This window comes from Streptomyces sp. NPDC093085 (assembly GCF_040683935.1).
Lineage (GTDB): Bacteria > Actinomycetota > Actinomycetes > Streptomycetales > Streptomycetaceae > Streptomyces.
On the sequence record NZ_JBFBFB010000003.1, the window covers coordinates 443,134 to 466,473 of the forward strand.

General features: G+C 71.6%; 21 protein-coding genes. 10 read left to right on the top strand and 11 right to left on the bottom strand.

The genetic code is table 11. The annotated features are described in order from the left end of the window. Positions 1-3: 3 nt before the first annotated feature. The gene (locus tag AB0O07_RS12715; protein WP_365631162.1) at positions 4-258 is read right to left on the bottom strand and encodes a hypothetical protein; all 255 of its coding nucleotides are present in this window, start codon (positions 256-258) and stop codon (positions 4-6) included. A gap of 98 nt (positions 259-356) precedes the next feature. On the opposite strand from AB0O07_RS12715, the gene map reads away from it, so the two are divergent. The 5 genes from map to AB0O07_RS12740 all read left to right on the top strand — a co-directional run bounded on the left by map (position 357) and on the right by AB0O07_RS12740 (position 4,829). Next, positions 357-1,214 carry a type I methionyl aminopeptidase gene (gene map / locus AB0O07_RS12720; protein ID WP_365631164.1) on the top strand — a complete coding sequence of 286 codons (858 nt, stop codon included), beginning with the start codon at positions 357-359 and terminating at the stop codon, positions 1,212-1,214. Positions 1,215-1,435: 221 nt separating this feature from the next. Beyond that, positions 1,436-2,113, top strand: coding sequence for a biliverdin-producing heme oxygenase (locus AB0O07_RS12725; protein WP_365631166.1), 678 nt, complete (start codon positions 1,436-1,438; stop codon positions 2,111-2,113). 169 nt (positions 2,114-2,282) lie between these two features. Next, on the top strand, positions 2,283-3,119 hold the full coding sequence (locus tag AB0O07_RS12730) for a metal-dependent hydrolase (protein WP_365631167.1): 837 nt from the start codon (positions 2,283-2,285) through the stop codon (positions 3,117-3,119). Continuing rightward, a complete protein-coding gene (locus AB0O07_RS12735) occupies positions 3,116-3,691 on the top strand; it encodes an XRE family transcriptional regulator (protein WP_365631169.1) in 576 nt (191 codons plus the stop codon). Before AB0O07_RS12730 ends, AB0O07_RS12735 begins: the two co-directional genes overlap by 4 nt. Before the next feature lie 70 nt (positions 3,692-3,761). After that, a complete protein-coding gene (locus tag AB0O07_RS12740; protein ID WP_365631171.1) occupies positions 3,762-4,829 on the top strand; it encodes a low specificity L-threonine aldolase in 1,068 nt (355 codons plus the stop codon). Between the two features lie 72 nt (positions 4,830-4,901). On the opposite strand, the gene AB0O07_RS12745 is transcribed toward AB0O07_RS12740, so the two are convergent. From AB0O07_RS12745 to AB0O07_RS12775, 7 genes are all read right to left on the bottom strand, one after another. Continuing rightward, the gene (locus AB0O07_RS12745; protein ID WP_365631578.1) at positions 4,902-5,594 is read right to left on the bottom strand and encodes a PhzF family phenazine biosynthesis protein; all 693 of its coding nucleotides are present in this window, start codon (positions 5,592-5,594) and stop codon (positions 4,902-4,904) included. Between the two features lie 98 nt (positions 5,595-5,692). Next, entirely contained in the window at positions 5,693-6,589 is an 897-nt protein-coding gene (locus AB0O07_RS12750; protein WP_365631173.1) for an HAD family acid phosphatase, read from the bottom strand. Positions 6,590-6,825: 236 nt separating this feature from the next. After that, on the bottom strand, positions 6,826-7,302 hold the full coding sequence (locus AB0O07_RS12755; RefSeq protein ID WP_365631175.1) for a hypothetical protein: 477 nt from the start codon (positions 7,300-7,302) through the stop codon (positions 6,826-6,828). Positions 7,303-7,406: 104 nt separating this feature from the next. Continuing rightward, complete coding sequence (locus tag AB0O07_RS12760) at positions 7,407-7,925, bottom strand: hypothetical protein (protein WP_365631177.1); 519 nt, start codon at positions 7,923-7,925, stop codon at positions 7,407-7,409. 382 nt (positions 7,926-8,307) lie between these two features. Further along, complete coding sequence (locus tag AB0O07_RS12765) at positions 8,308-8,673, bottom strand: hypothetical protein (RefSeq protein ID WP_365631179.1); 366 nt, start codon at positions 8,671-8,673, stop codon at positions 8,308-8,310. Next, complete coding sequence (locus AB0O07_RS12770) at positions 8,674-10,950, bottom strand: Hint domain-containing protein (protein ID WP_365631180.1); 2,277 nt, start codon at positions 10,948-10,950, stop codon at positions 8,674-8,676. Positions 10,951-11,181: 231 nt separating this feature from the next. Continuing rightward, the gene (locus AB0O07_RS12775; RefSeq protein ID WP_365631182.1) at positions 11,182-12,261 is read right to left on the bottom strand and encodes a TetR/AcrR family transcriptional regulator C-terminal domain-containing protein; all 1,080 of its coding nucleotides are present in this window, start codon (positions 12,259-12,261) and stop codon (positions 11,182-11,184) included. Positions 12,262-12,465: 204 nt separating this feature from the next. On the opposite strand from AB0O07_RS12775, the gene AB0O07_RS12780 reads away from it, so the two are divergent. Further along, positions 12,466-13,776 (top strand): FAD-dependent monooxygenase, encoded by a 1,311-nt coding sequence (locus AB0O07_RS12780; RefSeq protein WP_365631184.1) that lies wholly within the window; start codon positions 12,466-12,468, stop codon positions 13,774-13,776. Here AB0O07_RS12780 and AB0O07_RS12785 read toward each other — a convergent pair. Together AB0O07_RS12785 and AB0O07_RS12790 are read right to left on the bottom strand one after the other, a co-directional pair. Beyond that, complete coding sequence (locus AB0O07_RS12785; RefSeq protein WP_365631186.1) at positions 13,719-14,681, bottom strand: alpha/beta hydrolase; 963 nt, start codon at positions 14,679-14,681, stop codon at positions 13,719-13,721. The two genes, AB0O07_RS12780 and AB0O07_RS12785, sit on opposite strands and share 58 nt — an antisense overlap. Positions 14,682-14,731: 50 nt before the next feature. Continuing rightward, complete coding sequence (locus AB0O07_RS12790) at positions 14,732-15,781, bottom strand: LacI family DNA-binding transcriptional regulator (RefSeq protein ID WP_365631188.1); 1,050 nt, start codon at positions 15,779-15,781, stop codon at positions 14,732-14,734. Positions 15,782-15,963: 182 nt separating this feature from the next. Between AB0O07_RS12790 and AB0O07_RS12795 the strand changes: the two genes are divergently transcribed. The 4 genes from AB0O07_RS12795 (at position 15,964) to AB0O07_RS12810 (ending at position 21,440) form a co-directional block, all read left to right on the top strand. Further along, positions 15,964-17,340, top strand: a complete 1,377-nt coding sequence (locus tag AB0O07_RS12795; RefSeq protein WP_365631190.1) for an extracellular solute-binding protein — start codon at positions 15,964-15,966, stop codon at positions 17,338-17,340. 144 nt (positions 17,341-17,484) lie between these two features. Next, on the top strand, positions 17,485-18,435 hold the full coding sequence (locus tag AB0O07_RS12800) for a sugar ABC transporter permease (protein ID WP_365631192.1): 951 nt from the start codon (positions 17,485-17,487) through the stop codon (positions 18,433-18,435). A gap of 2 nt (positions 18,436-18,437) precedes the next feature. Continuing rightward, positions 18,438-19,355, top strand: a complete 918-nt coding sequence (locus AB0O07_RS12805; protein WP_365631194.1) for a carbohydrate ABC transporter permease — start codon at positions 18,438-18,440, stop codon at positions 19,353-19,355. Positions 19,356-19,574: 219 nt separating this feature from the next. Next, positions 19,575-21,440: a sugar-binding domain-containing protein gene (locus AB0O07_RS12810; protein ID WP_365631196.1), complete on the top strand. Its 1,866-nt coding sequence runs from the start codon at positions 19,575-19,577 to the stop codon at positions 21,438-21,440. Positions 21,441-21,565: 125 nt separating this feature from the next. Here the strand turns inward: AB0O07_RS12810 and AB0O07_RS12815 are convergent, their stop codons facing one another. Next, complete coding sequence (locus AB0O07_RS12815) at positions 21,566-23,266, bottom strand: HtaA domain-containing protein (protein WP_365631198.1); 1,701 nt, start codon at positions 23,264-23,266, stop codon at positions 21,566-21,568. Positions 23,267-23,340: the final 74 nt, after the last annotated feature.

Consider the following 23,340-nt stretch of genomic DNA (forward strand, 5'->3'; position numbering starts at 1 on the left):
GGCTCAGCCGCCCTGCCCCTCCCGCGTCCCCTGTTCCCCCGGCCCCCGCTTCGAGGCGTCGTGCCAGCGCGGGTCCGTCTCCCACTCCAGGTTCCGTTCCCGCGCCGTCGCCATCGCCTCCCCCGCCTCCTGCGGGGTGGCGTAAGGCCCGAAGCGGTCCTTGGCGGGGCACTCGGGGCCCTCCTCGACCTTCTGGTGCCGCAGGCAGTAGTACCACTCACCGGGCTTGCCGACGGTGCGCTTCTTGAACAGGGCCATCTCCGGCTCCTTCCTCTGCCGTCATGCTGCCCCACTTACCCGCCCCCCGCCCCTCCTCACCCCCCACGCCCCCGCGCCCGCCGCATAGACTCGCCGACATGTCAGGCCAGTCGATTCTCGTACCAGGGGAGATCTCTCCCACCCGTTCCGTCCCCGGCAGGATCCGGCGTCCCGAGTACGTGGGGAAGCCCGCCCCCACCCCGTACACCGGCCCCGAGGTGCAGACCGCCGAGACGGTCGAACTGATGCGGATCGCCGGGCGGATCGCCGCGCAGGCGATGGAGGAGGCCGCGAAGCACATCGCGCCGGGCGTGACGACGGACGAGCTGGACCAGGTCGCGCACACGTTCATGTGCGACCACGGCGCGTACCCCTCGACGCTCGGTTACCGCGGCTTCCCCAAGTCCCTCTGCACCTCGGTCAACGAGGTCATCTGCCACGGCATCCCGGACTCGACCGTGCTCCAGGACGGCGACATCGTCAACCTGGATGTGACGGCGTACATCAACGGGGTGCACGGCGACACCAACGCCACCTACCTCTGCGGCAATGTCGACGAGGAGTCGAAGCTGCTCGTCGACCGGACGCGCGAGGCGCTGGCCCGCGCCATCAAGGCGGTACGGCCGGGGCGCCGGATCAATGTGATCGGGCGGGTCATCGAGTCGTACGCCAAGCGCTTCGGGTACGGCGTGGTCCGGGACTTCACCGGGCACGGCATCAACTCGTCGTTCCACTCGGGCCTGATCATCCCGCATTACGACAGCCCGCACGCCACCACCGTCATCGAGTCCGGCATGACCTTCACCATCGAGCCGATGCTCACCCTCGGCACGTACGAGCACGACATGTGGGCGGACGGCTGGACCGTGGTGACGAAGGACCGGAAGCGGACCGCCCAGTTCGAGCACACGCTCGTGGTGACGGACGCGGGCGCGGAGATCCTCACCCTCCCCTGAGATACCTGAGGCACCTGAGGCACCTGAGGCACCGGAGACATCTGAGGCACCGGAGACGCCGGAGACGCCTGCCCGATTTCGCGCGAGGTTGCCGGGCGGCGGTGATCGGGTAGCGTTTTTACCGACAGGGCGTCGGGAACCCATTGACTTAGGTAAGCCTAAGTAAGAGTATCTGAGCGTAGTACGCGCCCTGTCCGTCCCCTCGGCCCCGGAGGCCCACCTTGGACGCAAACGCCACCGCCGCCCCCGGCACCACCCCCTTCTCCACGCTGATCCGGGTCGCCTCGCACCAGCAGCACACGGAAGCGGAGACCTCGTCGTTCATGAGCGACCTGCTCGGCGGCCGGCTCGGGGTGGACGCGTTCACCCGCTACACCGAGCAGCTCTGGTTCGTGTACCGCGCGCTCGAAGGCGCCTCGGAGACCCTGCGGGACGACCCGGTCGCCGGCCCCTTCATCCAGAGCGAGCTGGCCCGCACACCGGAGCTCGAACGCGACCTGGCGTTCCTGCGCGGCGCCGAGTGGCGTACGGGGCTGACCCCGCTCCCCGCGACCGCCGCGTACGCCGCCCGGGTCGAGGAGTGCGCGCGCGAGTGGCCCGGCGGTTTCGTGGCCCACCACTACACGCGCTACCTGGGCGACCTGTCGGGCGGCCAGATCATCCGCGACAAGGCGGAAAAGACGTGGGGCTTCGCCCACAAGAGCGACGGCGTACGGTTCTACGTCTTCGAGTCGATCTCCAACCCGGCCGCCTTCAAGCGCGGATACCGGGAGCTGCTGGACGCGGTCGCGGCGGACGACCTGGAGAAGCAGCGGATCGTGGACGAGTGCAAGCGCGCGTTCGAGTTCAACGGGGCGGTCTTCCGCGAGCTGGGCGCGGAGTTCCCGCTGAGCGCGTAGGCGCGCAGGCGCGCAGGCGCACAGGCGCGCAGACACGTAAGCGCGCACCCGCGCGGCAGGCACGGAGGTACGCACGCAGGCACGCACATGCACACGTACGTAAGCGGCCACCCTCACTCGTTCGTTATAGTGAACGTGAAGTTCGCTCATCCGACCCAGTGAGGGTGTCATGCAGGTACTCGCCTATTACGCGGATACGTACGAGGAAGCGGCCCGTACCCAGGTCGTCGCCACCGGCGAGCGCGACGGCGCGCCCTGGGTCGCGGTGGAGCACTGCCTGTTCCATCCGCAGGGCGGGGGCCAGCCCGCCGACCGGGGGTGGGTGGCGGGACACGAGATCACCCCGGTACGGGACCACGGCTCCGGCCTGGTCGTGGCCGTCGCCTCCGGTGACGAGGCGCCGCCGGCCCGCCCGGCCCTCCCGGCTTTCCCCGCCCTCTCGGCTCTCTCGGCTCTCTCGGTCGGGCAGCCGGTCGATGTCCGTATCGACCTGCCGCTGCGCACCGCGCACGCCGCCCTGCACACGGCCGGCCACCTGATCGAGGCGGCCGGGCGGGCGCAGGGCTGGTCGCTCGCCGCGAACATCCACTTCCCCGGCCAGGCCAGGATCGAGTTCACCGCGCCGTGCCCCGACCCCCGCCTGGACACCCCGGAGGGCCGGGAGGAGGCCACCGGGGCGCTCCGCACGGAGATCGCCCGGGCCGTCGCCGAGAACCTGCCGGTGACCTGGGAGTACGACGCCGAGAAGCGCCGCGTCGTACGGCTGGGGGAACTGCACGCGGCCCCGTGCGGCGGCACGCATGTACGGAGCCTGGGCGACCTCGCGGAGGTGGTGCTGCCGACGCTGAAGGTCAAGAAGGGCCGCATCCGCGTCTCCTACAGCGCCACGCACACCCCGCGCACCCCGCGTACCACGCATGCCCCGCATGCCCCGCACACCACACATGCCCCGCACACCGTGTACGCCACGCGCACCGGGCAGGCCTCCCCCCAGGCGCGCCCGTGACGCCGCCGCCCGGGGAGCGCCGCTCCGCCAGCAGTACCGCGATCGCGGTCGGGGCGCAGATCCGGCAACGCCGGGAGCAGCGCGGGATGAGCGGAGCCGAACTGGCCCGCAGGGCGGGCCTGGGGAAGGCGACGCTCTCCCAGCTCGAAGCCGGGCGGGGGAACCCGACCATCGAGACCCTCGACGCGCTCGCGATCGCCCTGCGCATCCCGCTGACCGACCTGCTCGCCCGCGACACCGACCCGGGCCCGGTCGTCGTGCCCGGCACCGAACTGGCCGACGGCGAGGTGGGGCGCGAGCTGCTGCGCCGTATCAGCAGCGGCAACAGCCTGGAGATCTGGCGCCTGCGGATGCCGCCCGGCACCCATCTGGAGGGGGTACCGCACGCCACCGGCACCATCGAGCACCTGCTCGTCTCCTCCGGCCGCCTCACCGCAGGCCCCGCCGACGCCCCGGCCGACCTGCACGCGGGCGACCTGCTCGCCTTCGCCGGGGACAGCCCGCACCTCTACCGCACGGGCCCCGAGGCGGCGGACGTCACGGTCGTCATCGCCTCCCCCATCATCAGCTGAACGCCCCCCTCGCCGCCCTCACCGCCCCCTCACCGCCCCCCCTCGCCGCCACTGAAGGACACCCCGGAACATGCCCACGGCCCCCGTCACCACCCCCTCCCCCACCCCTCCGATATTCACCAGCGACAACACCGCGGGGGTCTCCCCCGAGATCGTCCGGGCCGTCGCCGCGGCGGCCGGCGGCCAGGACCTGCCGTACGGCGCCGACCGTCACACCGCGTCCGCCCGCGCCCGCTTCGCCGAGATCTTCGAGCGCGATGTCGACATCCTGCCCGTCTCCACCGGCTCCGCCGCCAACGCCCTGAGCCTGGCCGCCCTCACCCCGCCCTGGGGGAGCGTGCTCTGCCACCGCGACAGCCACGTCAACACCGACGAGTGCGGCGCCCCGGAGTTCTTCACGGGCGGCGCCAAACTCGTTCCGCTGCCCGGCGACGACGCCCGTATCGACCCCGAGGCGCTGCGGGCCGCCGCGACCCGGAAGGCCGGTGACGTGCACAGCGTGCAGCCTTCCGCGCTCAGCCTCTCCCAGGCCACCGAGACCGGCGCCCTCTACACCCCCGGCCAGGTCCGCGCCCTGGCCCGTACCGCCAAGGACGCCGGGCTACGGGTCCACATGGACGGGGCCCGCTTCGCCAACGCCGTGGCCGCGCTGGGGTGCACCCCGGCCGAACTGACCTGGCGGGCCGGGGTGGACGTCCTCTCCTTCGGGGCGACGAAGAACGGGGGCATGACGGCCGACGCCGTCGTCGTCTTCGACCGCTCGCTCACCCGGGAGCTCTCCTTCCGGGCCAAGCGGGCGGGCCAGCTCACCGCGAAGACCCGCTTCCACTCCGCGCAGCTGGACGCCTACCTCACCGACGGACTCTGGCTGCGGAACGCCGCCCACGCCAACGCGATGGCCGAACGCCTGGGCACCGGCCTCAAGGCCCTGCCCGGCGCCGAACTGGTGCACACGGCCGAGGCCAACATCCTCTTCTGCCGCCTCCCCCGGCCGGTCGTGGACCAGCTCCTGGCCGAGGGGTTCGCCTTCTACCACGACCGCTGGGAGCCGGGCGTCTGCCGCTTCGTCACGTCCTTCTCCACCACCGAGCGCGACGTCGACACCTTCCTCGCGGCGGTACGCCGCCTGACCGCGTGACCTCCTGACGCCGTGACCTCCCACCGATAAGGGGTACGGCCCCGAAGGGCGGCCTGTCCGTCGCCGTACCCCTCAACGGCGGGAGAGCAGCCGGACCCGCCCCCCGATCTCGACCGTCCCGTCGGGACCGGGCGCCGTGATGAGCTGCGAGCCCCGCCCCTGGACGATGTTGAGCGCACGCCCCAGCCTGGCGGTGAGCAGCAGGGCGGCGGCACCGGTGGCCTCGTCCTCCGATGAGGCGTCCGCCGCTTCACCATCTCCCCGCCGCCAGAAGGCCCGCGCCCTGACCCGCCCCGCGGCCTCGTCCTCCCAGGCCCAGGCATACAGCCACCCGTCCTCCGCCCCGTCACCGCCCCCGTCCCCTTCTCCCGGCGCTTCCAGCGCATCGACCTCACCAGCGGACCCGTACTGGACCAGCGTGGTCGCCGGCGCCCACTCCGGACGGGCGGTGATCCAGGTGAACTCGCCGTCCTGGCGCACCCAGACCTCCCCGGCCGGCGGGTTCACGGTCTCCAGATCGAGCAGCCACGCGGCGCCGACCAGCGGATGCCCCGCGAAGGGGAGCCGGAGCCCTTCGCGGTATATGTCGAGGACGCCGGTGTCCGGGTCGTCGACGAACACGGTCTCGCTGTACGCGAGCCGGGCGGCCAGCGCCGCCCTGTCCGCCCGGTCCGGATGGTGGCCGCCCTCACGGATGACGCCGAGGGTATTGCCGTACCGGCCGTCGGCCCCGCAGAAGACGCTGAGGACGTCGATGTCTTTCACAGTCACGCGAGCATTGAAGCACCAGCACCCGAACAGGGGGGCGGGGTCTTGCCGACCCCGCCCCCCCCTGCGGTGCTTTCGCCCCAGCTCCTGCCGTCCTAGCCGACGAAGTAGGTCGGGTTCGGGATCTTGAACGTCTTGTTCGCGTAGCCGCCGTCGAGGTCGGACTGCTGGTCGCCGAAGTTGGCGATGATGTCGTAGCCCAGGGACTCGATGTGCTTGCGGGTGCCGGACTTGTACTGCACGGTGGTGCACTTCCAGGCGCCCGCGGTGGCGCAGTCCTTCAGGTAGGCGGGCGGGTTGGCCGCGTCCTTGAGGAACATGTGGCCGGCGTCGAGGTTGATGTCCGCGCCGACCTTCTTCAGGTTCGTGACGGCGGCGGAGCGCTGCGCCTCGGTCAGGCCCGAGTTGTAGAAGACCTCGACGCCCTTGCTCTTGGCGTACTTGACCAGGTCGGGGGTGCCGAAGACGGCCGGGCGGTCGGCCTTCGCGACGTACTCGGCCCAGGTGGCCGAGTTGTACGTGTAGTTGGTCTTGCGCTCGTAGTCGAAGCTGAGCAGCAGCGTGTCGTCGATGTCGAAGACGACGGCGGGCTTCACCTGCTTGCCGTGCTGCCCGCCCTGCCCGCCCTTGCCGTTCTTCGCCTGCTGGGCGGCGCGGTCGATGTACTTCTTGGCGTCGGCCTCGATGCGGGCGAGGTCCTTGGCGTACGGGCTGGTGGGCGACGCCTGGTACACGCCGTCGGCGTCCGGCGTGGCGCCGTAGTACGCGTCGATCTGCTGGACCAGGAGGCCGATGTTCTGCGGCTCCTTGACGTCCTTGCCGGCGGACGCCTGGGCGGCGGCGGAGTTCTGGCCGGCGGTGGGCTGACCGGCGGTGGCCACCCCGGTGCCGTACAGGGCGAGACCGGCAACGGCGACGGCGGCGACACCGGTCGCGGCGACGCCCGCGATGCGCTTCTGCTTGTGCTTGGGCTTGTGCGTGGAAATGTGCATGAACAGCTTTCTACGCGCGTCACCACGACACCGACAGACCTTTTACCCGATCGGTACGCAAACACCCCATGAACTTCGCTGAACATATCGCCCCTGACCTGGCGGGCCCGACGAGGCGGCGGGCCGACGAGGCAGCCGGGGCAGGGAGGCCCCGGCATACCGCGACAGCTCGGAGATCGAACGGCGGGGATCGAACGGCGGGGATCGAACGATGGCCCATGGTCAGGCTGTGATCATCAATCCCATGCGTTGAAGAGCACTCCGCCTAATGTGGTGATGCCGTAGAGGCGAACCTGACGCCACTCGCTCCGAGTGAGAACGGAAGTGTCCACGCCGGAGAGGGGCGTGGCGAGTTGCTCGCGGCTCAGAACCACGAAGCCCGTCTCCGTGAAGGTATGCGCCCATGGTGGAGCGGAGCGGAACTCCTCCCGGTACCAGTCCCGGCGTTCGCGAGCGAAGGCGATCCAGGGGTGGTGGGCGTGACAGAGGATCACGCTCTCGTCCGTGCGATGGACGACCGAGGCGATGTGGAAGGTCCGGGGGTACGCCTGCTCCTCCACCTCGCCCACCTCGCCTTCGGCGACGCGCGCGGCGGCGTACAGCGCGGTCCGGAACGCTCGCAGGTCAGTTCCCGGAAGCGCACCGCGCTGCGGCACGAAGAAGCCTGTCGCCCCCCGGGGCAGGATGAAGTCCACGCTCCCGTCATCAACCATGCCGCTCTCCCTGCCCTCCGGGACAGCCACGACCCTCCTGCCGCAGGCGCCCCCTCGGACGGCGGCAGCCCCGGCGGCGGCACGGCGGTGCGCCGATGGCGGCCTCAGTCGTCGGCGGCGACGATGAGCGTGATCCGCCAGGCCGAGCGGTCGATGAGAACGAACTCGTGGAAGGAGCCGTGCACGCGCCCCCAGTCATGAATCGCCTCCTCACCGAGCTCGCTGAGGTAGTAGAGGCCATCGGCCCCGGCCAGGCAAGCGAACACCTCACGCCGCAGGTCTGCCTCCAGTTCGGTGGGTACTTCCCAGCACGGATCCACCCACTCCCGTAGGGTGTGTGCGGCCTTCCCCCGGGCGATGGGCTCGAACAGGTCGGGAGTGATCAACCGCAGCCAATACGGACCGTGCCTGCGCCCGTCCGGCAGCACTCCACCACCCGCATAGTCGTCCCGGAACTGCTCATGCCCGATCAGTGCGGCGAGCAGCCCTCTGTCGTCAACGGACTCCACGGAGGAGCGGAACCGCTTGATGTCGACCCACCGAAACCCGTGCTCCTTCGGATCCGTGACATAGCGTCGAAAGTTGATGAAGATGCTTTCCTCGTGAGCAAGCCCGTCACTCATGGCGCCAGCCTAGTACTCCAGCCACAGATGACGATCTTCCCGCGTTCTGGGCTGCTGGGCCGGGGGTTACGGCACCATTGCCCCGGCCTCCAGAAGCGGTCTCGCGGGGCGCCCGGTAGAGAAGGTGCGGGGGCGTTGGCGAGATCGACCCTGCCACGGGTGGCCTGGCCGTTGCCCGGCGCGGCGCCGAGGAGGAGGCGCCGGGCCGCCAGCCCGGCCGCCTCTCGCCGAACACGCAAGCCGAAGGGCGGGACCCCACACCGGATCCCGCTCTTCGACGTACCCGCCGCCGCTGGCTGACGTCGCCCGCCTCCGCCATCGGACACGCGGTGGCATTGGCGGTCAGAGATGCCGACAGGGCTTCCCCGCACGCCTTCAGGTTCTATGACGTGATCATCCGTTCCACTTCCGGAAGTGTGGTGGGGGGCAGATCGCCGTACCAGGCGTATTCGAGGGCGGCCAGCCTTCCTGATTCAACCCACAGGATGATTTCGCCAAAAAGCTCGCCTCCTTCATCAAGGACCGTGCACGTCACCGGCACAACTCCGTTCGGAACAGGGGCGCGAGGAGCGTCACCCGTGACTTGCAGGTCAACGCTCACAGAATGAGTCCCCCATAGCGCCACCACTCGAACCTGATCAAGTTGGCGGCGGAGTTCTTCCGCTCCCGGAAAATCCACCTGTAGAACCCGGTCAACCGTCGCCCGCTCTTCAGCGGTCAGTTGCCGCGGCTCAACGGCAATCCGCATCTATTCGCCTCCAGTGAACTTGTCCGGGATGAATGCGGTGCCGATCCTCGGGATTCCATTGACGACAGCCCCTCGAATGGTCACGCTCTCACCATCGATGACGCGCGTCACTTCAAATTTCCCCGCTGCCGGAAGGTCATCCACATCTGCCAGGCTATCCACGATCCGCCGCATTGCCTGCTCACGGCCGCCAGAACGGGCAACCAGATCGGCGAAGCCATGCTTCTCCGGGTCGATCACATGCTCCAGCTTTTCCGGCTTAATCGCCAACCTATAGGCCTCGTCCAGCACTTCCGGACAGAGTCCACCTGAATTATGAACGAGAACCGGGGTCGCGCTCGCCAGCACATAGTAGGTGTGGATGCCGTTGACGGTCAGATCGTGGGTGGTCCGCTGCTTGGTGTAGCGGTCGACCGCCGCCACCCGCAGGGGTGCCCCGGCGGGGGTCCGCAGGTTGTCGCCGGGGTGGATCTCGCCCGCGTTCACCCAGCGGCTCCGGCCGCCCTCGTTCAGCCAGAACGGGTGGGTGTCGGTCGCCGTGATGACGGCCGGGCCCGTGCGGGTCGCGATCGTCAGGCGGGTGAACTCCTCATCGTCGTACGTGGTGATGACCCGCTCGACCGCCCGCGCCTCCGTCCGCCCCGTCACCGGGTCCGTCGCCAGCACCCGGGTGCCGACCGGTATCCGCTCGATGGCCAGCCGTGAGCCGTCGGCGAGGAGTACCGGCGTTCCCGGCAGGAAGCTGTGCGTGGCGCAGCTCGGCACGTCGGCGTCGGAATCCGAATCGGCGTCGGAATCCGGTTTGCGTTCGCTGTCGGGGACCTCGTTGGGAGCCTCGTCGGGGGTCCGCCGGTCCGCGCCGCCGATATCCGAGAACCTGTCGAACAGGCGGAACACGTTATAGCCGGGGATGAGTTCGGAGCCGATGTTCCAGCCGACCCTCCCCAGGGCATCGCCATAGTCGCCGTTGCTCCACGCTTCGCGGAATTCGTCGCCGACGAACATGTCGTCCAGCACAATGACCTGTCCGCCCCACAAGAGCTGCGCGCCGCCGCCCCAGATGTCACCGTCGAAGACTCTGGACCAGCCGTTCACGTAGTTGTCGAACAGGCGGCCACCGAGATCCACGGTGCCGCGAACGGTGTCCTCCGCTTTTCCTATGGGGTCCGGGAACCACTCCAGGCCGCCCTGGATGTCCTCCATCGCCCCGTTGAACACCCCGCCCGCGTAGTCGCCCACGAACCCGGCACCGCTGGCGATCGCGTCACCCCCGCAGGAGAGTGCCGCCATGAAGCCGGAGAGACAGCCCCCGTCACCGTCGCCCTCGCCCTCGGTCTCCTCGGATTCCTCGCTGTCCGCGCCGTGGTAGTCCCCGTGGGTGTCCTGAAGTTCGGGAGGGTATGCGCCGTCGTCGTCGTGGGTGTCGCTCCGGTCGTAGCGGACGTCCGGCTCGTATCCGGGGTCGTACGCGCCGTCGGCACTGTGGTCGATTCCTGACCCACCGGTCCCGCCGGTCCCGCCGGTGCCGCCGGTGCCGTTCGCGCCCTCGGTTCCGCCGCTCGTTCCGTTTGTCTCTTCGGTTCCGCCGGTGCCGCCGGTGCCGCCCGTGTCGGCCTGGTCGCCCCTGGCGGCCTCGGGCGCGTCCGCCGCGTCCGGGTCGGGGCGGGCGCTCGGGCTCGTGTCGGCGTTGGCGGCTACGGGGCCCTCCTCCGCGCATGCGGTGCCGGAGAGTTCGCAGACCGCGGCTCGCAGGCCGCCGCCGATCCGGCCGCCTATGCCGCTGCCGACCAGGCCCGCGATGATCGCGGTGACCACGAGGACCAGGCCCAGGTATTCGGTGGCGGTCTGGCCCCCGTCCCTGCGCCACTTGATCATGTGCGGGAGACGGAAGGGGCGGCGCTGCGCCCGCTCCGGCTCCGGCAGCCGGAACCACTCGCGCGACGGCCGCCTGCACAGCAGCACGATCACCGCGACGGGCAGCACCAACTGCGTCAGGCCCCGCCCCGACCCCTGCCCCAGGGTTCCCAACGCGCCTACTACGAGCCACGCCTGGACCCCCAGCAGCGACCGTCGCACCCACACCCCGCCGGTCCACGCCTTCCGGGCGAGCACCAGCCCGGCCACGCCGGGCGCCGACGCGTACGTGAGCAGGCCCAGCAGCGCGCCGTCGACCGTGTCCGCCGACGCCGCCATGGCCAGCGCCCCGGCCGTGCCCAGCACTGTCGCGCCGAACAGTAAAGCGATCAGAACCGATGCCGTCCGCAGTGTCCTCGGCATCCCCAGCCGGCCCCCGCCGGCCCCCACCGTTACGTCAGACTCCCCAACTCCGGGGACCCCCATACCCGTTGCTGACATGTCCAGAAGGCTATGTCGATAAATCCCGCCCGGCATGGGCCCTGGGGCCCGGTATGCCGCATTCCGGTCCCAGATCCTTGGGTCCTGCTTGAGTGCTTCTTGGGTCCTCCTTGGATCCGGATTGGCATTTCCTTGACCTTCTCGGGGCTGCCGCTAGGAGGGTGGTCCACCGTCTCGTACGTCGTGACCGTCGCCCTCCGGTGACGCGGCGAGGCCGTCCAGGAGGCGCTGGAGGCCGAACTCGAAGAGGGCGTCCAGGTCGAAGTCGTACCCCGTCGCGGCGAGCCGGGAGAGCGCGGGGAACCGGCCGGTGCCCAGGATCTCCAGGAGCGCGGGTTCCTGGTGGTCCATCCACTCCTCGCTGTCGAGGCCGCTCTCCGCCTCGGCCTCCCGCTCCGTCTCCAGGTTGAAGGCGATGCCCCGGGCGTAGTTGAGCAGCGCGAGGTGCGCGGTGAAGGCGGAGTGCAGGTCGAGCCCGCGCGCGTGCAGGACGGTGAGCATCCACTCGCTGTACGGGAGCGCCGAGGCGATCATCTGAGGCCGGGTCATCGAGAGGGCGGGCGCGAGCCAGGGGTGGCGGCGGAACACCTCCCAGAGCTGCCGCGTCGCCAGCTCGGCCGCCTCCCGCCACCCCTCCGGCGGGTCGGGCGGCAGCGGGTGCCGGGCCATGACGCTGTCCAGCATCCGCGTCAACAGGTCGTCCTTGTCGGCCACATGCCGGTACAGCGACATGGTCGCCACCCCGAGATCGGCGGCCACCCGGCGCATCGAGACGGCCGCCAGCCCCTCCGCGTCGGCGACCTCCACGGCGGCTTCCACGATCCGGCCGAGCGTCAGCGCCGAGGGGGTGCCCGCTGTCGGGGGCGGGGAGGCGGGGGGCCGCCCGGGGGCGCCCGGGCGGGCGGTGCGCGGCCGGCGGGCCGGGGCGGGGGCAGGGGCTGGGGCGAGGGCTGGGGCAGGGGGTGACGGTGGAGTTGGGGGTGGGGGTGGGGGTGGGGGTGAGGGTGGAGGCGGAGGCGCTACTACTGTGCCGACGCCCGGGACCGCTCGGACCAGGTCCTCGCGGCGCAGCTCGGCGAGCACCTTGCTCGCGGTCGCCATCGCGACGCCCCACCGCCGGGTGATCTCACGGGTGGAGGGCACGCGGTCCCCCGGGGCCAGTTCGCCCGTCTCGATCCGCTGCCGCAGCTCCGCGACGATCTGGCTGTAGCGCGGCACCGCCCGTCCGCTCACCGGCGTCCCTCCATCCCCGACACCATCCGTACTAGTGCACCTGAGGGGGCCTCATCCTAGCCCCGACACCGGGTGATCCCGTTCTTGCGCGCCCTCCCCAGTCGCACTGTACTAGTGCAGTGGCGTCGCCGGAGTCGTTGAAACGTAGGGAAGAGGGAGGAAATCGCGCTTGCTCGGGGTATGCGTACGGCGTACGCTCACGCCATGATGAACACCAAGGCGAACAACGAGGCGAGCAACGCGATACTCATCAGCGGCGCCGGAATCGCGGGGCCCGCCCTGGCGTACTGGCTACGCAGGTACGGCTTCGCGGTCACCGTCGTCGAACGCGCACCCGCGCCCCGCCCCGGCGGGCAGACCGTCGATCTGCGCGGCGCCGGGCGTACCGTCGTCGAACGCATGGGCCTGCTGGACCGGGCCAGGGCCGAGAGCGTCGACCAGCGCGGCCTCGCGCTGGTCGACTCCGCCGGCCGGACCACCGCGCGGATGCCCGCCGACAGCTTCGGCGGCGAGGGCATCGTCTCCGAGATCGAGATCCTCCGGGGCGACCTCGCCCGTCTCCTGTACGAGGCCACCCTGCCGGACACCGAGTACCTCTTCGACGACACCATCACCCGCATCGAGCAGGACATCGAACAGGACACAGCCAGCGGCAGCACCGGCGCGGTCACCGTCACCTTCGAGAAGGCCGCGCCGCGCCGGTTCGCGCTCGTCGTCGGCGCGGACGGGCCGCACTCCGTCGTCCGTACGCTGGCCTTCGGGCCGGAACGGGAGTTCGTCCACCCCATCGGCCTCTACACGGCCTGGTTCACCGCCCACGGCGAGCTGGACCTCGACGGCTGGTACCTGATGCACAACGCGCCCGGCGGTCTGGTCGCCTCCGCCCGGCCCGGCCGGGCCCCCGGCGAGATCAAGGCCGGCTTCAGCTTCCGCTCGCCGCCGATCGCCTACGACCGCCGCGACATCGCCGCCCAGCAGGACATCGTGGCCCGGCGCTTCGCCCGCGTCGGCTGGGAGGCGCCGGCCCTGCTGCGGGCGATGCGCGCCGCCCCGGACTTCCTGTTCGACTCCATGGGCCAGGTCCGTCTGGACAGTTGGTCGCGCGGCCGGGTCGCGCTGCTCGGCGACGCCGGTTACTGCGCCACGCCGCTGACCGGCCTCGGCACCAGCCTCGCCCTGGTCGGCGCCTATGTCCTCGCCGGTGAACTCGCCGGTGAACTCGGCGCCGGGGGCGACCACGCCGCCGCCTTCCGGCGCTACGACGCCGTGATGCGCCCGTACGTGGACCAGGCCCAGCGGATGCCGCCCGGCGGCGCCGCCGGATACGCGCCCTCGGGGCGGCTCGGCATCCGGGTGCGCGACCTCTCGATGCGGTCGATGACCCGCTGGCCGATGCGGAACCTGATGGCCGCGCAGTTCGCCAAGGCGGGGGACATCGCGCTCCCGGAGTACGGGGCTCACACCAGCCGGCGGATCTCCTCGGCCACCAACTCCGGCTCGGTGACCGGGATGTAATGGCCCGACTGCTCGGCGATCACATGGCGCCCCGGGGAGGCGGCCGCCGCCGACGCGGCGTGGGCACGGTTGATGGCCCGGCGGGTGGCCCGGGAGATGCCGGAGCCGGGGAGGGCGCCCGAGATGACGGTGACCGGGATGCCGGTCACATCGGGCGGTGCGGTACGGAACGCCGCCACGTCATCCAGGTATGTACGGGACTGGGCGCGCTGGGTACGGATGACACCGGGGGCGAGGCCGTCGGCCAGCAGGTCGCGGCGCGCGTCCTCCGGCAGGGCCTTGGCCAGCCACCCGAAGAGGAAGCGGAGCAGGCCGACGCGGGCCAGCAGGAGAGTTACGGCGATGGTGGCGCGCTCCGCTCGGCGGAACAGGGGGCGGAAGAGGAGGCCGGTGCCCTCGTCGGTGGGGTCGACCAGGACCAGGGCGCGGACCCGGTCGGGGTGGCCGGCCGCCTTGAGCCCCGCCGCGGCAAGGCGGACCAGTGGGCCGCCCGCGCTGTGGCCCACCAGGATGTACGGACCCGGGCCGAAGTGGTCGAGCAGGTCGGCCAGGTCCTCGGCCATGCGGGGCAGCGTACGGGGGCCCGGGTCGGCGGGGCTGAGGCCGAGCCCGGCCCGGTCGTAGACGACGGCCCGCGCCGCCTCGGCCACGAGGGGCTGCACCAGCGCCCAGGAGGAACGCGTCGCCGCGGCGCCCGCCTCGAAGACCACCGTGGGCACCGCGCCGGCTTCCGTCCCCGAAGGGCCCGCGAGGACCATCGCATGCAGCGTGCGCCCGTCCCGGGTCGGCACCCGCTCCACGACCCCCTGGACATGCCCCGCGCCCGAGCCCCCGCCCGTACCTCCCGTGCCGCCTGTACCGCCCGCGCCCTTGCCCGCGCCCGCGCTCTTGCCCGCCGAGGACATACGCCGTCCCCCTCCCCCGTCATGACGGCCATGACCGTCATGACCGTAAGTTAGGCAAGCCTAACTTCTGCCCCCTCCGTGCTCTCCCGCAGCACCAGCCGGTGCGGTACGACACGATCCTGCGGCGACGGCAAGGGCTCCTCATCCGCCACCCCCCGCACCCCCTCCTCGATACGCTGGCGCAGCAGTTGGACAGCGACCCGGGCCACCGCGTCCTTGTCCGGGGCCACCGTGCTCAGCGTGGGTACGCTGTACTGGCCGCCCTCGACATCGTCGAAGCCCACCACCGCCACCTCCTCCGGCACCCGCACCCCGTGCTCGTGCAGCGCCCGCAACGCCCCCAGCGCCAACTGGTCGTTCAGGCAGAGCAGGGCGTCCGGGCGGGGGACGGAAGCCAGGGCGCGGGCCGCCGCCGCGGCGCCGTCCGGCATCCGGAACGCCGCCACCGGGAGCAGCGCCGCCGGGTCGTACGGGAGCCCCGCCGCGTCCAGAGCAGCGCGGTACCCCCGGGTGCGGGCCTCCGCCGTACCCAGGCCGGAACGGTCCACGCCGCCGATGACCCTGATGTCGCGGCGGCCCTGGCCGATCAGGTGCGCCGTGGCCTCGCGGGCGGCGCGTTCGTTGTCGATCGCGACATGGTCCGCGCCCTCCTCCAGCAACTCCCCCAGCAGCACCATCGGCGGGGAGCCCGCACGGGCCCGCAGGTCGTCGGAGGTCAGGGCGAGCGGGCTGAGGATGACGCCGTCCACGAAGTCGGAACCGAACCCCGCCACCGCCGCCAGTTCATGGGCCCGGTCCCCGCCCGACTGGTGCACCAGCACGGTCAGCGAGCACCGCTCGGCCTCGCGGATGACATGCCGGGCGAGTTCGGCGAAGTACGGGACGTCCAGCTCCGGTACGACGAGGGCGATCACCCCGCTCCGTCCGGTCCGCAGATGGCGGCCGGCCAGGTTGACCCGGTAGCCGAGATGGTCGATGGCCTCGCGGACCGCGCGGCGGGTCCGGTCGGAGACATGGACGTAGTCGTTGATCACGTTCGAGACGGTCTTCTCCGACACGCCCGCGTGCCGCGCGACGTCCTTGATCCTGGGTCGTGCCACCGCCATCTCCCCTGTTCTGGTGCCTGCCGAGTCTATGTGTCAGAGGTCTTTACAGGCGGTGTACATCGATGTAAAAACACTGGACACCGTGCACCGTACGTGCGGCGGCGCGCCGACCCGGCGCCGCCGGAAGGTCCGGAAGGTCCGGAAGGATCGCAAGGTTCGGAAGGTGAGGTCCGTCGATGAGCGCTCCGCCGTCCCCTCCCCCACCCGCCCAGGGCCACGACGGGCGGGACCGGGGCCCCTCCCCCACCCGCCGGAGTCTGCTGCGCGGCGCCCTCGCCGGCACCGGCGCCGCCCTCCTCGGCTCCGCCGCGCTCACCGGCTGCGGCTCGCTCGCCGCCTCGGCGGACCCCTCCGCCCTCCGGGTCTGGGACCTCTTCCAGGGCGGTGACGGCATGCTCATGAACGACATGATCAAGGCCGTCTCCGCCGGGCCCGACGGCTTCACCGTGAACCGTACGATCCTGGAGTGGGGCCCCTCGTACTACACGAAACTGGCCATGTCGGCCGCCGGGGGCCGCGCCGCCGATGTCGGGGTCGTCCATCTCTCCCGGCTCGCCGGATACGCCCCGGGCGGGCTGCTGGACCCCTTCGACCTCGATCTGCTCGCCTCGTTCGGCTGCCGCGAGGCCGACTTCACCCCGTCCCTGTGGCAGCGCACCCGGTACGACGGGACCGTCTACGCGATCCCGCTCGACATCCACCCCTTCATCGTCTTCTACGACCTGGACGCCGCCGAGCGGGCCGGCCTCCTCGACACCTCGGGCGAACTCGCCCCCATGGGCTCCCCCGAGGCGCTGCTCGACGCGGGCAAGGCGCTCGCGGAGGCCACCGGAGGACCCGGCATCATCTTCGGCTACGTCAACGACACCTCCCAGTGCTGGCGGCAGTTCGCCGCCTTCTACGCCCAGACGGGCGCGGCGTTCACGCTGCCCGAGGGCGGCCCGGCCGGGATCGACACCGACGCCGCCATCCGGGTCGTGACGTTCATGCGGCAGCTCTTCGACGGCCGTACCAACCCCAACAACCTGGATTACGACGGCGCCCTGGCCGCGTTCATGGGCGGCCGGGGCGGGATGGCCATGCTCGGGGAGTGGGAGCTTCCGGCGCTGCGGAAGTCGGGCATCCGGTTCGGCGCAGCGCCCTTCCCCCAGGTCTTCGAACGCCCCGCCGTCTACACCGACTCCCACAGCCTCGTCCTGCCGCACCAGGCCGACCCCGACCCCGCGCGGCGGCGCGAGGCGCACCGGTACATCGCGGAGCTGATCAAGCAGAGCCTGACGTGGGCGAGTGCCGGGCACATCCCCGCGTACCGGCCGGTGCTGGAGAGTCCGGAGTACGCGGCGCTCCGCCCCCAGTCGTCGTACGCGGGCGCGAGCGAGGTGGCGGTGCTCGATCCGCCGGCCTGGTTCGTCGGATCCGGTTCGAACTTCCACCACCGGATGTCCCAGTCGATCCAGTCGGCGCTGCTCGGCAACGCCTCCCCGGAGCGGGCGGTACGCGACATGGTCCGTACGGCCAACTCACTGCTGAGCCAGGCGAACCCGGTGGCCTGACCGGCCGGTCCCCCGGCCCGAAAGGCCCCCGGGCCACAGGTCCCGGTCACCGGGCCCTCAGGCCCTCAGACCCCCAAGGTCCCCAAGGTCCCCAAGACCCTCAAGGTCCCCAAGGCTCTCAAGGTCCCTCAAGGAGTCAGTCACATGGCAGTCACCGCGCCCGCAGGAGCCACCGGGACATCCGGCCGGGAAGCGCAGGCAGAGAGCCCCGGGACCGGAAGGAGGCCGGGAAGCGGGAGCGGGATCGCCGGCAGCGGCCTGCTCTTCGTCCTCCCCTTCCTCCTCCTCTTCGGCCTCTTCCTCGTCTGGCCGGTCGTCCACGGCCTCTGGATGAGCCTCACCGACACCTCCCTCACCCTCCGCCCCGCCTCCTTCGTCGGCTTCGCCAACTACGCGGAGGCGCTGGCCGATCCGGATGTCTGGAGCAGTCTGGGCAACACCCTCGTCTTCACACTCCTCTCCTCCGTCCCCCTCGTGCTCCTCGCGCTGACGATGGCGCTGCTGGTGCACAGCGGGCTGGCCGGGCAGTGGGTGTGGCGGCTGGCGTACTTCGCGCCGTATCTGCTCCCCGTCACCGTGGTGACCCTCATCTGGGAGTGGCTGTACCAGCCGGAACTCGGCTTCGGCAACCAGTTCCTCGGGGCGCTCGGCCTGGGCCCGGTCGGCTGGCTCTCCGACGAGCGGGTCGCCATGTGGTCCGTCACGGCGCTGACCGTCTGGTGGACGGTCGGCTTCAACTTCCTGCTCTACCTCGCCGCCCTCCAGTCCCTCCCGGAGACGCTGGACGAGGCCGCGGCGCTCGACGGCGCGGGGGCGTGGCGCCGCCTCTGGTCCATCACCCTGCCCCAGCTCCGCAGGACCACGGCGATGGTGGGCATGCTCCAGATCCTGGCCTCGCTCAAAGTGTTCGACCAGATCTACATCCTGACCAGGGGCGGCCCGAGCGGCACGACGCGCCCGATCCTGGAGTACGTCTACGACGTGGGGTTCACCGGATACCGGCTGGGTTACGCCTCCGCCGTCTCGTATGTCTTCTTCGCCCTCGTGATCGTCGTCTCGATCGCCCAGCTCCGCTTCTTCCGCCAGGGGGACTGACCGTGGCCGCTCACTCCACTCACTCCACGCGCCCCAAGCGCCCCAAGCGCTCTGCTCACTCCGCTCACTCCACTCGCTCCGCTCCGATGCTCCTCGGGCCCGGCCGCCTCCCCCGCGTGCTCGCCGGTACGGCGCTGGCCGTGCTGGCGGGGGTGTGGCTGCTGCCGCTGGTCTGGGCGGTGGCGACCTCCCTCCAGAGCGAGACGGACGCGGCGTCGCCCGGTCTCTCCCCGCTCAAGGGGGCGCTGACCCTGGAGTCGTACCGCCTGATCCTGTCGCGGGGAAACGTTCCGGTCTGGGCGTTCAACAGCTTCCTCGTCGCCGCCCTGGTCACCCTGATCACCGTGGCCGTCTCCACCCTCGCCGCGTACGGCTTCGCGCGCGGTACGTTCCGGGGGCGCCGCGTGCTGCTGGCGGTGACCGTCGCCGCGATCCTGGTGCCGCCGCAGTTGCTGATCGTCCCGCTCTTCGAGCAGATGCTGCTCTTCCGGCTGGTCGACACGTACGCGGCGATCGTGCTGCCCCAAGTCGTGGCGCCCATGATGGTGTTCATCCTGAAACGGTTCTTCGAGGCGCTGCCCCGGGAGCTGGAGGACGCGGCCCGGATCGACGGCGCTTCGGAGGTACGGGTCTTCCTCTCCGTGGTGCTGCCGCTCTCCCGGCCGATCGTCGCGGCGGTCGCGATCTTCGTCTTCATCGGGGCCTGGAACAACTTCATGTGGCCGTTCATCGTCACCAACGACCCGGGCCTGATGACCCTTCCGGTGGGCCTGGCGACCGTGCGGGACGCCTTCGGGGTCCAGTACGCCCAGTCGATGGCCTCGGCCGTGCTCGCCTCACTGCCGCTGATCGTGATGTTCCTGCTCTTCCAGCGCCGCATCGTCAGGTCGGTCGCGACGACGGGCCTGGGCGGCTCCTGACCCGGCCCGCCCCTGGCCGCCCCGGGCGTATGCCGCCGGCCGCCCCGGGCGTATGCCGTCGGCCGAACCGGGCGTATGACCCTGGCCGACCGGGGCGTATGCCCCTGCCCGACCCAGGCGTATGCACGTGCCGTTAATTCTCCCTGCCACGATTTACATCGATGTACATTGGGGTCGGTCCAGCACCGCCCGCCCCTCACCCCACCGACTGGAGTACGCGTGCCCACACCCCCCGCCGCCACCCCGCGCCCCGAGTACCCGCGCCCGCAGTTCGTCCGCAGGGAGTGGCTCAACCTCAACGGCACCTGGCAGTTCGAGACCGACCGAGGGGACAGCGGCCTGGAACGGGGCCTGCTGGAGCGCGAGTTGACCGGGGCGATCGTCGTCCCCTTCCCCCCGGAGTCGGAGCTGTCGGGCATCGGCGACACCGACTTCCTGGAGGCCGTGTGGTACCGCCGGGTGGTCACCCTCCCCGCCGCCTGGGCCGGGCGGCGGGTGCTGCTGCACTTCGGCGCCGTCGACTACGACACCACCGTCTGGGCCAACGGCGTCGAAGTCGCCCGCCACCGGGGCGGGTTCACGCCGTTCACCGCCGATCTCGGGGACGTCCCCGGTGCGGGCCCCGGCGACGAGGTGACCCTCACCGTCCGCGCCCGCGACCCGCGTTCGGGCCCGCAGGCGCGCGGCAAGCAGGCGGTGCGGTACGCGAACCACGACTGCAACTACACCCGGGTCACCGGCATCTGGCAGACCGTATGGCTGGAGCCCGTCCCCGACCTCCATCTGCGCCGCCCCCGGATCACCCCCGACCTGGCGGGCTCCGCCTTCCACCTCGAACTCCCGCTCTCCGGCGCCCACTCGGACCCCCGCCCCGGCCACCGCCTCCGCGCCGTCCTCGCCGACGCCGCCGGCGAGATCTGCCGCGCCGAGGTCCGCGCCGACCTCGACCTCGCGCCCCGCCTCCACCTCCCCGTCCCCGAGGAGCGCCGCCGCCCGTGGTGCCCCGAGGACCCGCACCTCTACGAGCTGCGCATCGAACTCCTCGACGCGGCGGGCGAGGTGACCGACACCGCCGAGAGTTACGCGGGGCTGCGGGCCGTCGCCGTCCGGGGCAAGGCCGTCACCCTCAACGGCCGCCCGGTCTTCCAGCGGCTCGTGCTCGACCAGGGCTGGTACCCGGACGGCCTGATGACCGCGCCGACCGACGCCGCCCTGGTCCATGACATCGAGCTGGCGATGGCCGCCGGGTTCAACGGGGCGCGCCTGCACCAGAAGGTCTTCGAGGAGCGCTTCCTCTACCACGCGGACCGCCTCGGCTACCTGGTCTGGGGCGAGTTCGGCGACTGGGGGTGCGAGACGGGCGGCACCTCAGGAGACAACCAGCGCCCGGACGTCTCGTATGCCGCCCAGTGGCTCGAAGCCCTGGAGCGGGACTACTCGCACCCGTCGGTCATCGGCTGGTGCCCGCTCAACGAGACGTACCAGAAGCTCCACGACCGCCTCACCGGGCTGGACGCCGTGACCCGCGCCATGTTCCTGGCGACGAAGGCGATGGACACCACCCGGCCGGTGGTCGACGCCTCCGGCTACTCCCACCGGGTCGCGGAGACCGACGTCTACGACGCGCACAGCTACGAGCAGGACCCGGCCGCGTTCCAGCGCCAGATGTCGGGGCTCGCCAAGGGCGACCCGTACGTCAACATCCACCGGAACGGCGACACCTTCTCGCTCCCGTACCGGGGCCAGCCGTACTTCGTCAGCGAGTTCGGCGGCATCTGGTGGGACCCGGAGGCCGCTGCCGCCGAGAGCGGCGAGAACCGGACGGAGTCCTGGGGGTACGGCGAACGGGTGCGGGACGAGGAGGAGTTCCACGCCCGGTTCGCCGGGCTGACGGGGGTGCTGCTGGACGACCCGGCGATGTTCGGCTACTGCTACACGCAGCTCACCGACGTCTTCCAGGAGCGCAACGGCGTCTACCGCTTCGACCGCAGCCCCAAGCTCGACCTGGCCCGGGTCCGGTCGGCCCAGCTCCGCCCGGCGGCGTTCGAGGCGGCGGAGGGACAGGGGGAGTTGGAGCAGCCGTAGGGGCTGTACGTACGCGAAGGACGGCCGCCCGCCCGGTGGAAGGGGCGGGCGGCCTCCCACCCCGGTGAGGGGCGGGAGGCCGTCCGGTACGCGGGCCGGGTGACGCCCGCGTACCGGTACGCGGCTTACGCGGCGCCCTCTTCCCCCGTACGCCGCCGCCGCGTCGCGAAGACCACGGCTGCCCCCGCGGCGGCCACCGCACCGGCCGCCGTCAGCAGGGACCCCGTGGGCACGCCGGCGCCCGTGGAGGCCAGCGATCCCCCGGTGCCGGATCCGGCCGTACCGCCGCCGACGGTCCCGCCGACGGTGCCCCCGGTCGTCCCCGCCGATGTCCCGCCCGACGCGCCGCCGGTCGACCCGCCGGTCGACCCGCCCGTCGTACCGGCCGTCGTACCGCCCGAGGCGCCCGGCAGTTCGGCGTCCGCGTCCAGGGAGACCGCGAGGGTCAGCGGGTCGAGGGCCGTGCCCTCCGGGTACATGCCGCCGAACGCCTTCGTGCCGTCGGCGGTCAGCGTGGCCGGTACGGCGTCCAGGGTGACCACGCCGTCCTCGGCGGCCGGCGGGGCGGCCGGGAGGTCGAGCGTGGCGAAGGCGAGGCCCTTGAACTCCGAGACCTTGTGCGTCTCGCGGTCCTTGGTGGAGACATCGGCGACCAGCGTGCCCTTGCCGTCCTTCACCTTCACCCGGAGCGCGCCGAGGTTCAGGTCGAGGATGTACGTACCGTCCGCCTCCTTGTGCCCGAGGAAGCGGACCGTCCCGCCGAAGGCGGCGTCGAGGCTCCCGGCGGAGGCGTCGAACGAGCCGGTGGCCTTCGGGAAGCGGTACGCGGCGCCGCCGGGCTGGGTCGCGCCGTCGCCCAGTTCGACCTTGCTGGCCGCGATCGGCCCGGTGACGTACGAGCGGAACGACTCCTTCACGCCCCAGTCGAGGTTGCCGTCGACGATCGCGCCGTCCACGACGGGGGTGCTGGGGGTCGGCGTGGGCGTCGGGGTGGGGGTGGGAGCGGGGTTCGAGGACGAGGGCGGGGCGGAGGTCGGGGTGGCGGTCGGCTCGGTGGTCGGGCTCGGGGTGGGCGTGGGGGCCGGGCTCTCCCCGCCGTCGCCGGGGTCACCCGGCTCGCCCGGTTCACCGTCTCCGGGCGGTGCGGCCTCGTAACCGACCGAGAGCGTCGCGCTGTCGAGTGCGGTGCCCTCCGGGTACATCCCGTTGAACGCCTTCGCTCCGGCGGCGGTCAGGGTGGCCGGGATGTCCGCGAAGACCATCGTGCCGTCGGCGTTGTCCGGGGCGACGTCCGTCAGGTCGATCGCGGCGAACTCGATGTCGTCCTGGGTGTCGCCGTTGAGGGTGACGTCGGCCTCTATGGCGCCGGTCGTGCCGGAGGTGACCAGTTTGATGTCGCTGATCTTGATGTCGAAGCCGTGGGCGGCCGAGGTGAACCGGACGCTGCCGTCGAACGCCGTGGTCACGGCGTGGGTGGCGGGGTCGTAGGTGCCGGTGCCCTCGGTGAAGGTGAACGGCCCGTTGCCGGCGGCCTGGGTGGCGCCGTCGGCCGGGGTGATGGTGCCGGCGGCGATGCCCGTCACGTACTTGCGGAAGGACTCCTTCACCCCCCACTCCAGCGTGCCGTCCTTCAGCACCAGGTGCGGCGCTGCGGCGGGCGCGGCGGCGAGCGCGGCGCCGGGAAGGGTCCCGGGAACGGCTGCGGGCGCGGCGGTCAGGCCGCTCGTCGCGAGGGCGGGAAGGGCGAACGAGGTCGCGCCGAGCGTCACCGCCGTCGCGATGGCCGCGACGAGGGTGAGGGGGCGGGGGCGGCGGGTGGCTGCCATGGTCGGGATGCTCCTAGGTGTGTGAAGTCTGCGAGATGCGGGGGCGGAGTTCACGCCGGCTGTCGGGGGCGCGA

Bases quoted from the DNA above. Each gene is read 5' to 3' on its own strand.
- AB0O07_RS12785 (WP_365631186.1), bottom strand. From the start codon at position 14,681: ATGTCCTCGGCGGGCAAGAGCGCGGGCGCGGGCAAGGGCGCGGGCGGT.
- AB0O07_RS12715 (WP_365631162.1), bottom strand. From the start codon at position 258: ATGGCCCTGTTCAAGAAGCGCACCGTCGGCAAGCCCGGTGAGTGGTAC.
- AB0O07_RS12750 (WP_365631173.1), bottom strand. From the start codon at position 6,589: ATGCACATTTCCACGCACAAGCCCAAGCACAAGCAGAAGCGCATCGCG.
- AB0O07_RS12770 (WP_365631180.1), bottom strand. From the start codon at position 10,950: ATGCCGAGGACACTGCGGACGGCATCGGTTCTGATCGCTTTACTGTTC.
- AB0O07_RS12730 (WP_365631167.1), top strand. From the start codon at position 2,283: ATGCAGGTACTCGCCTATTACGCGGATACGTACGAGGAAGCGGCCCGT.
- AB0O07_RS12780 (WP_365631184.1), top strand. From the start codon at position 12,466: ATGATGAACACCAAGGCGAACAACGAGGCGAGCAACGCGATACTCATC.
- AB0O07_RS12755 (WP_365631175.1), bottom strand. From the start codon at position 7,302: ATGGTTGATGACGGGAGCGTGGACTTCATCCTGCCCCGGGGGGCGACA.
- AB0O07_RS12815 (WP_365631198.1), bottom strand. From the start codon at position 23,266: ATGGCAGCCACCCGCCGCCCCCGCCCCCTCACCCTCGTCGCGGCCATC.
- AB0O07_RS12800 (WP_365631192.1), top strand. From the start codon at position 17,485: ATGGCAGTCACCGCGCCCGCAGGAGCCACCGGGACATCCGGCCGGGAA.
- AB0O07_RS12765 (WP_365631179.1), bottom strand. From the start codon at position 8,673: ATGCGGATTGCCGTTGAGCCGCGGCAACTGACCGCTGAAGAGCGGGCG.
- AB0O07_RS12795 (WP_365631190.1), top strand. From the start codon at position 15,964: ATGAGCGCTCCGCCGTCCCCTCCCCCACCCGCCCAGGGCCACGACGGG.
- map (WP_365631164.1), top strand. From the start codon at position 357: ATGTCAGGCCAGTCGATTCTCGTACCAGGGGAGATCTCTCCCACCCGT.
- AB0O07_RS12740 (WP_365631171.1), top strand. From the start codon at position 3,762: ATGCCCACGGCCCCCGTCACCACCCCCTCCCCCACCCCTCCGATATTC.
- AB0O07_RS12760 (WP_365631177.1), bottom strand. From the start codon at position 7,925: ATGAGTGACGGGCTTGCTCACGAGGAAAGCATCTTCATCAACTTTCGA.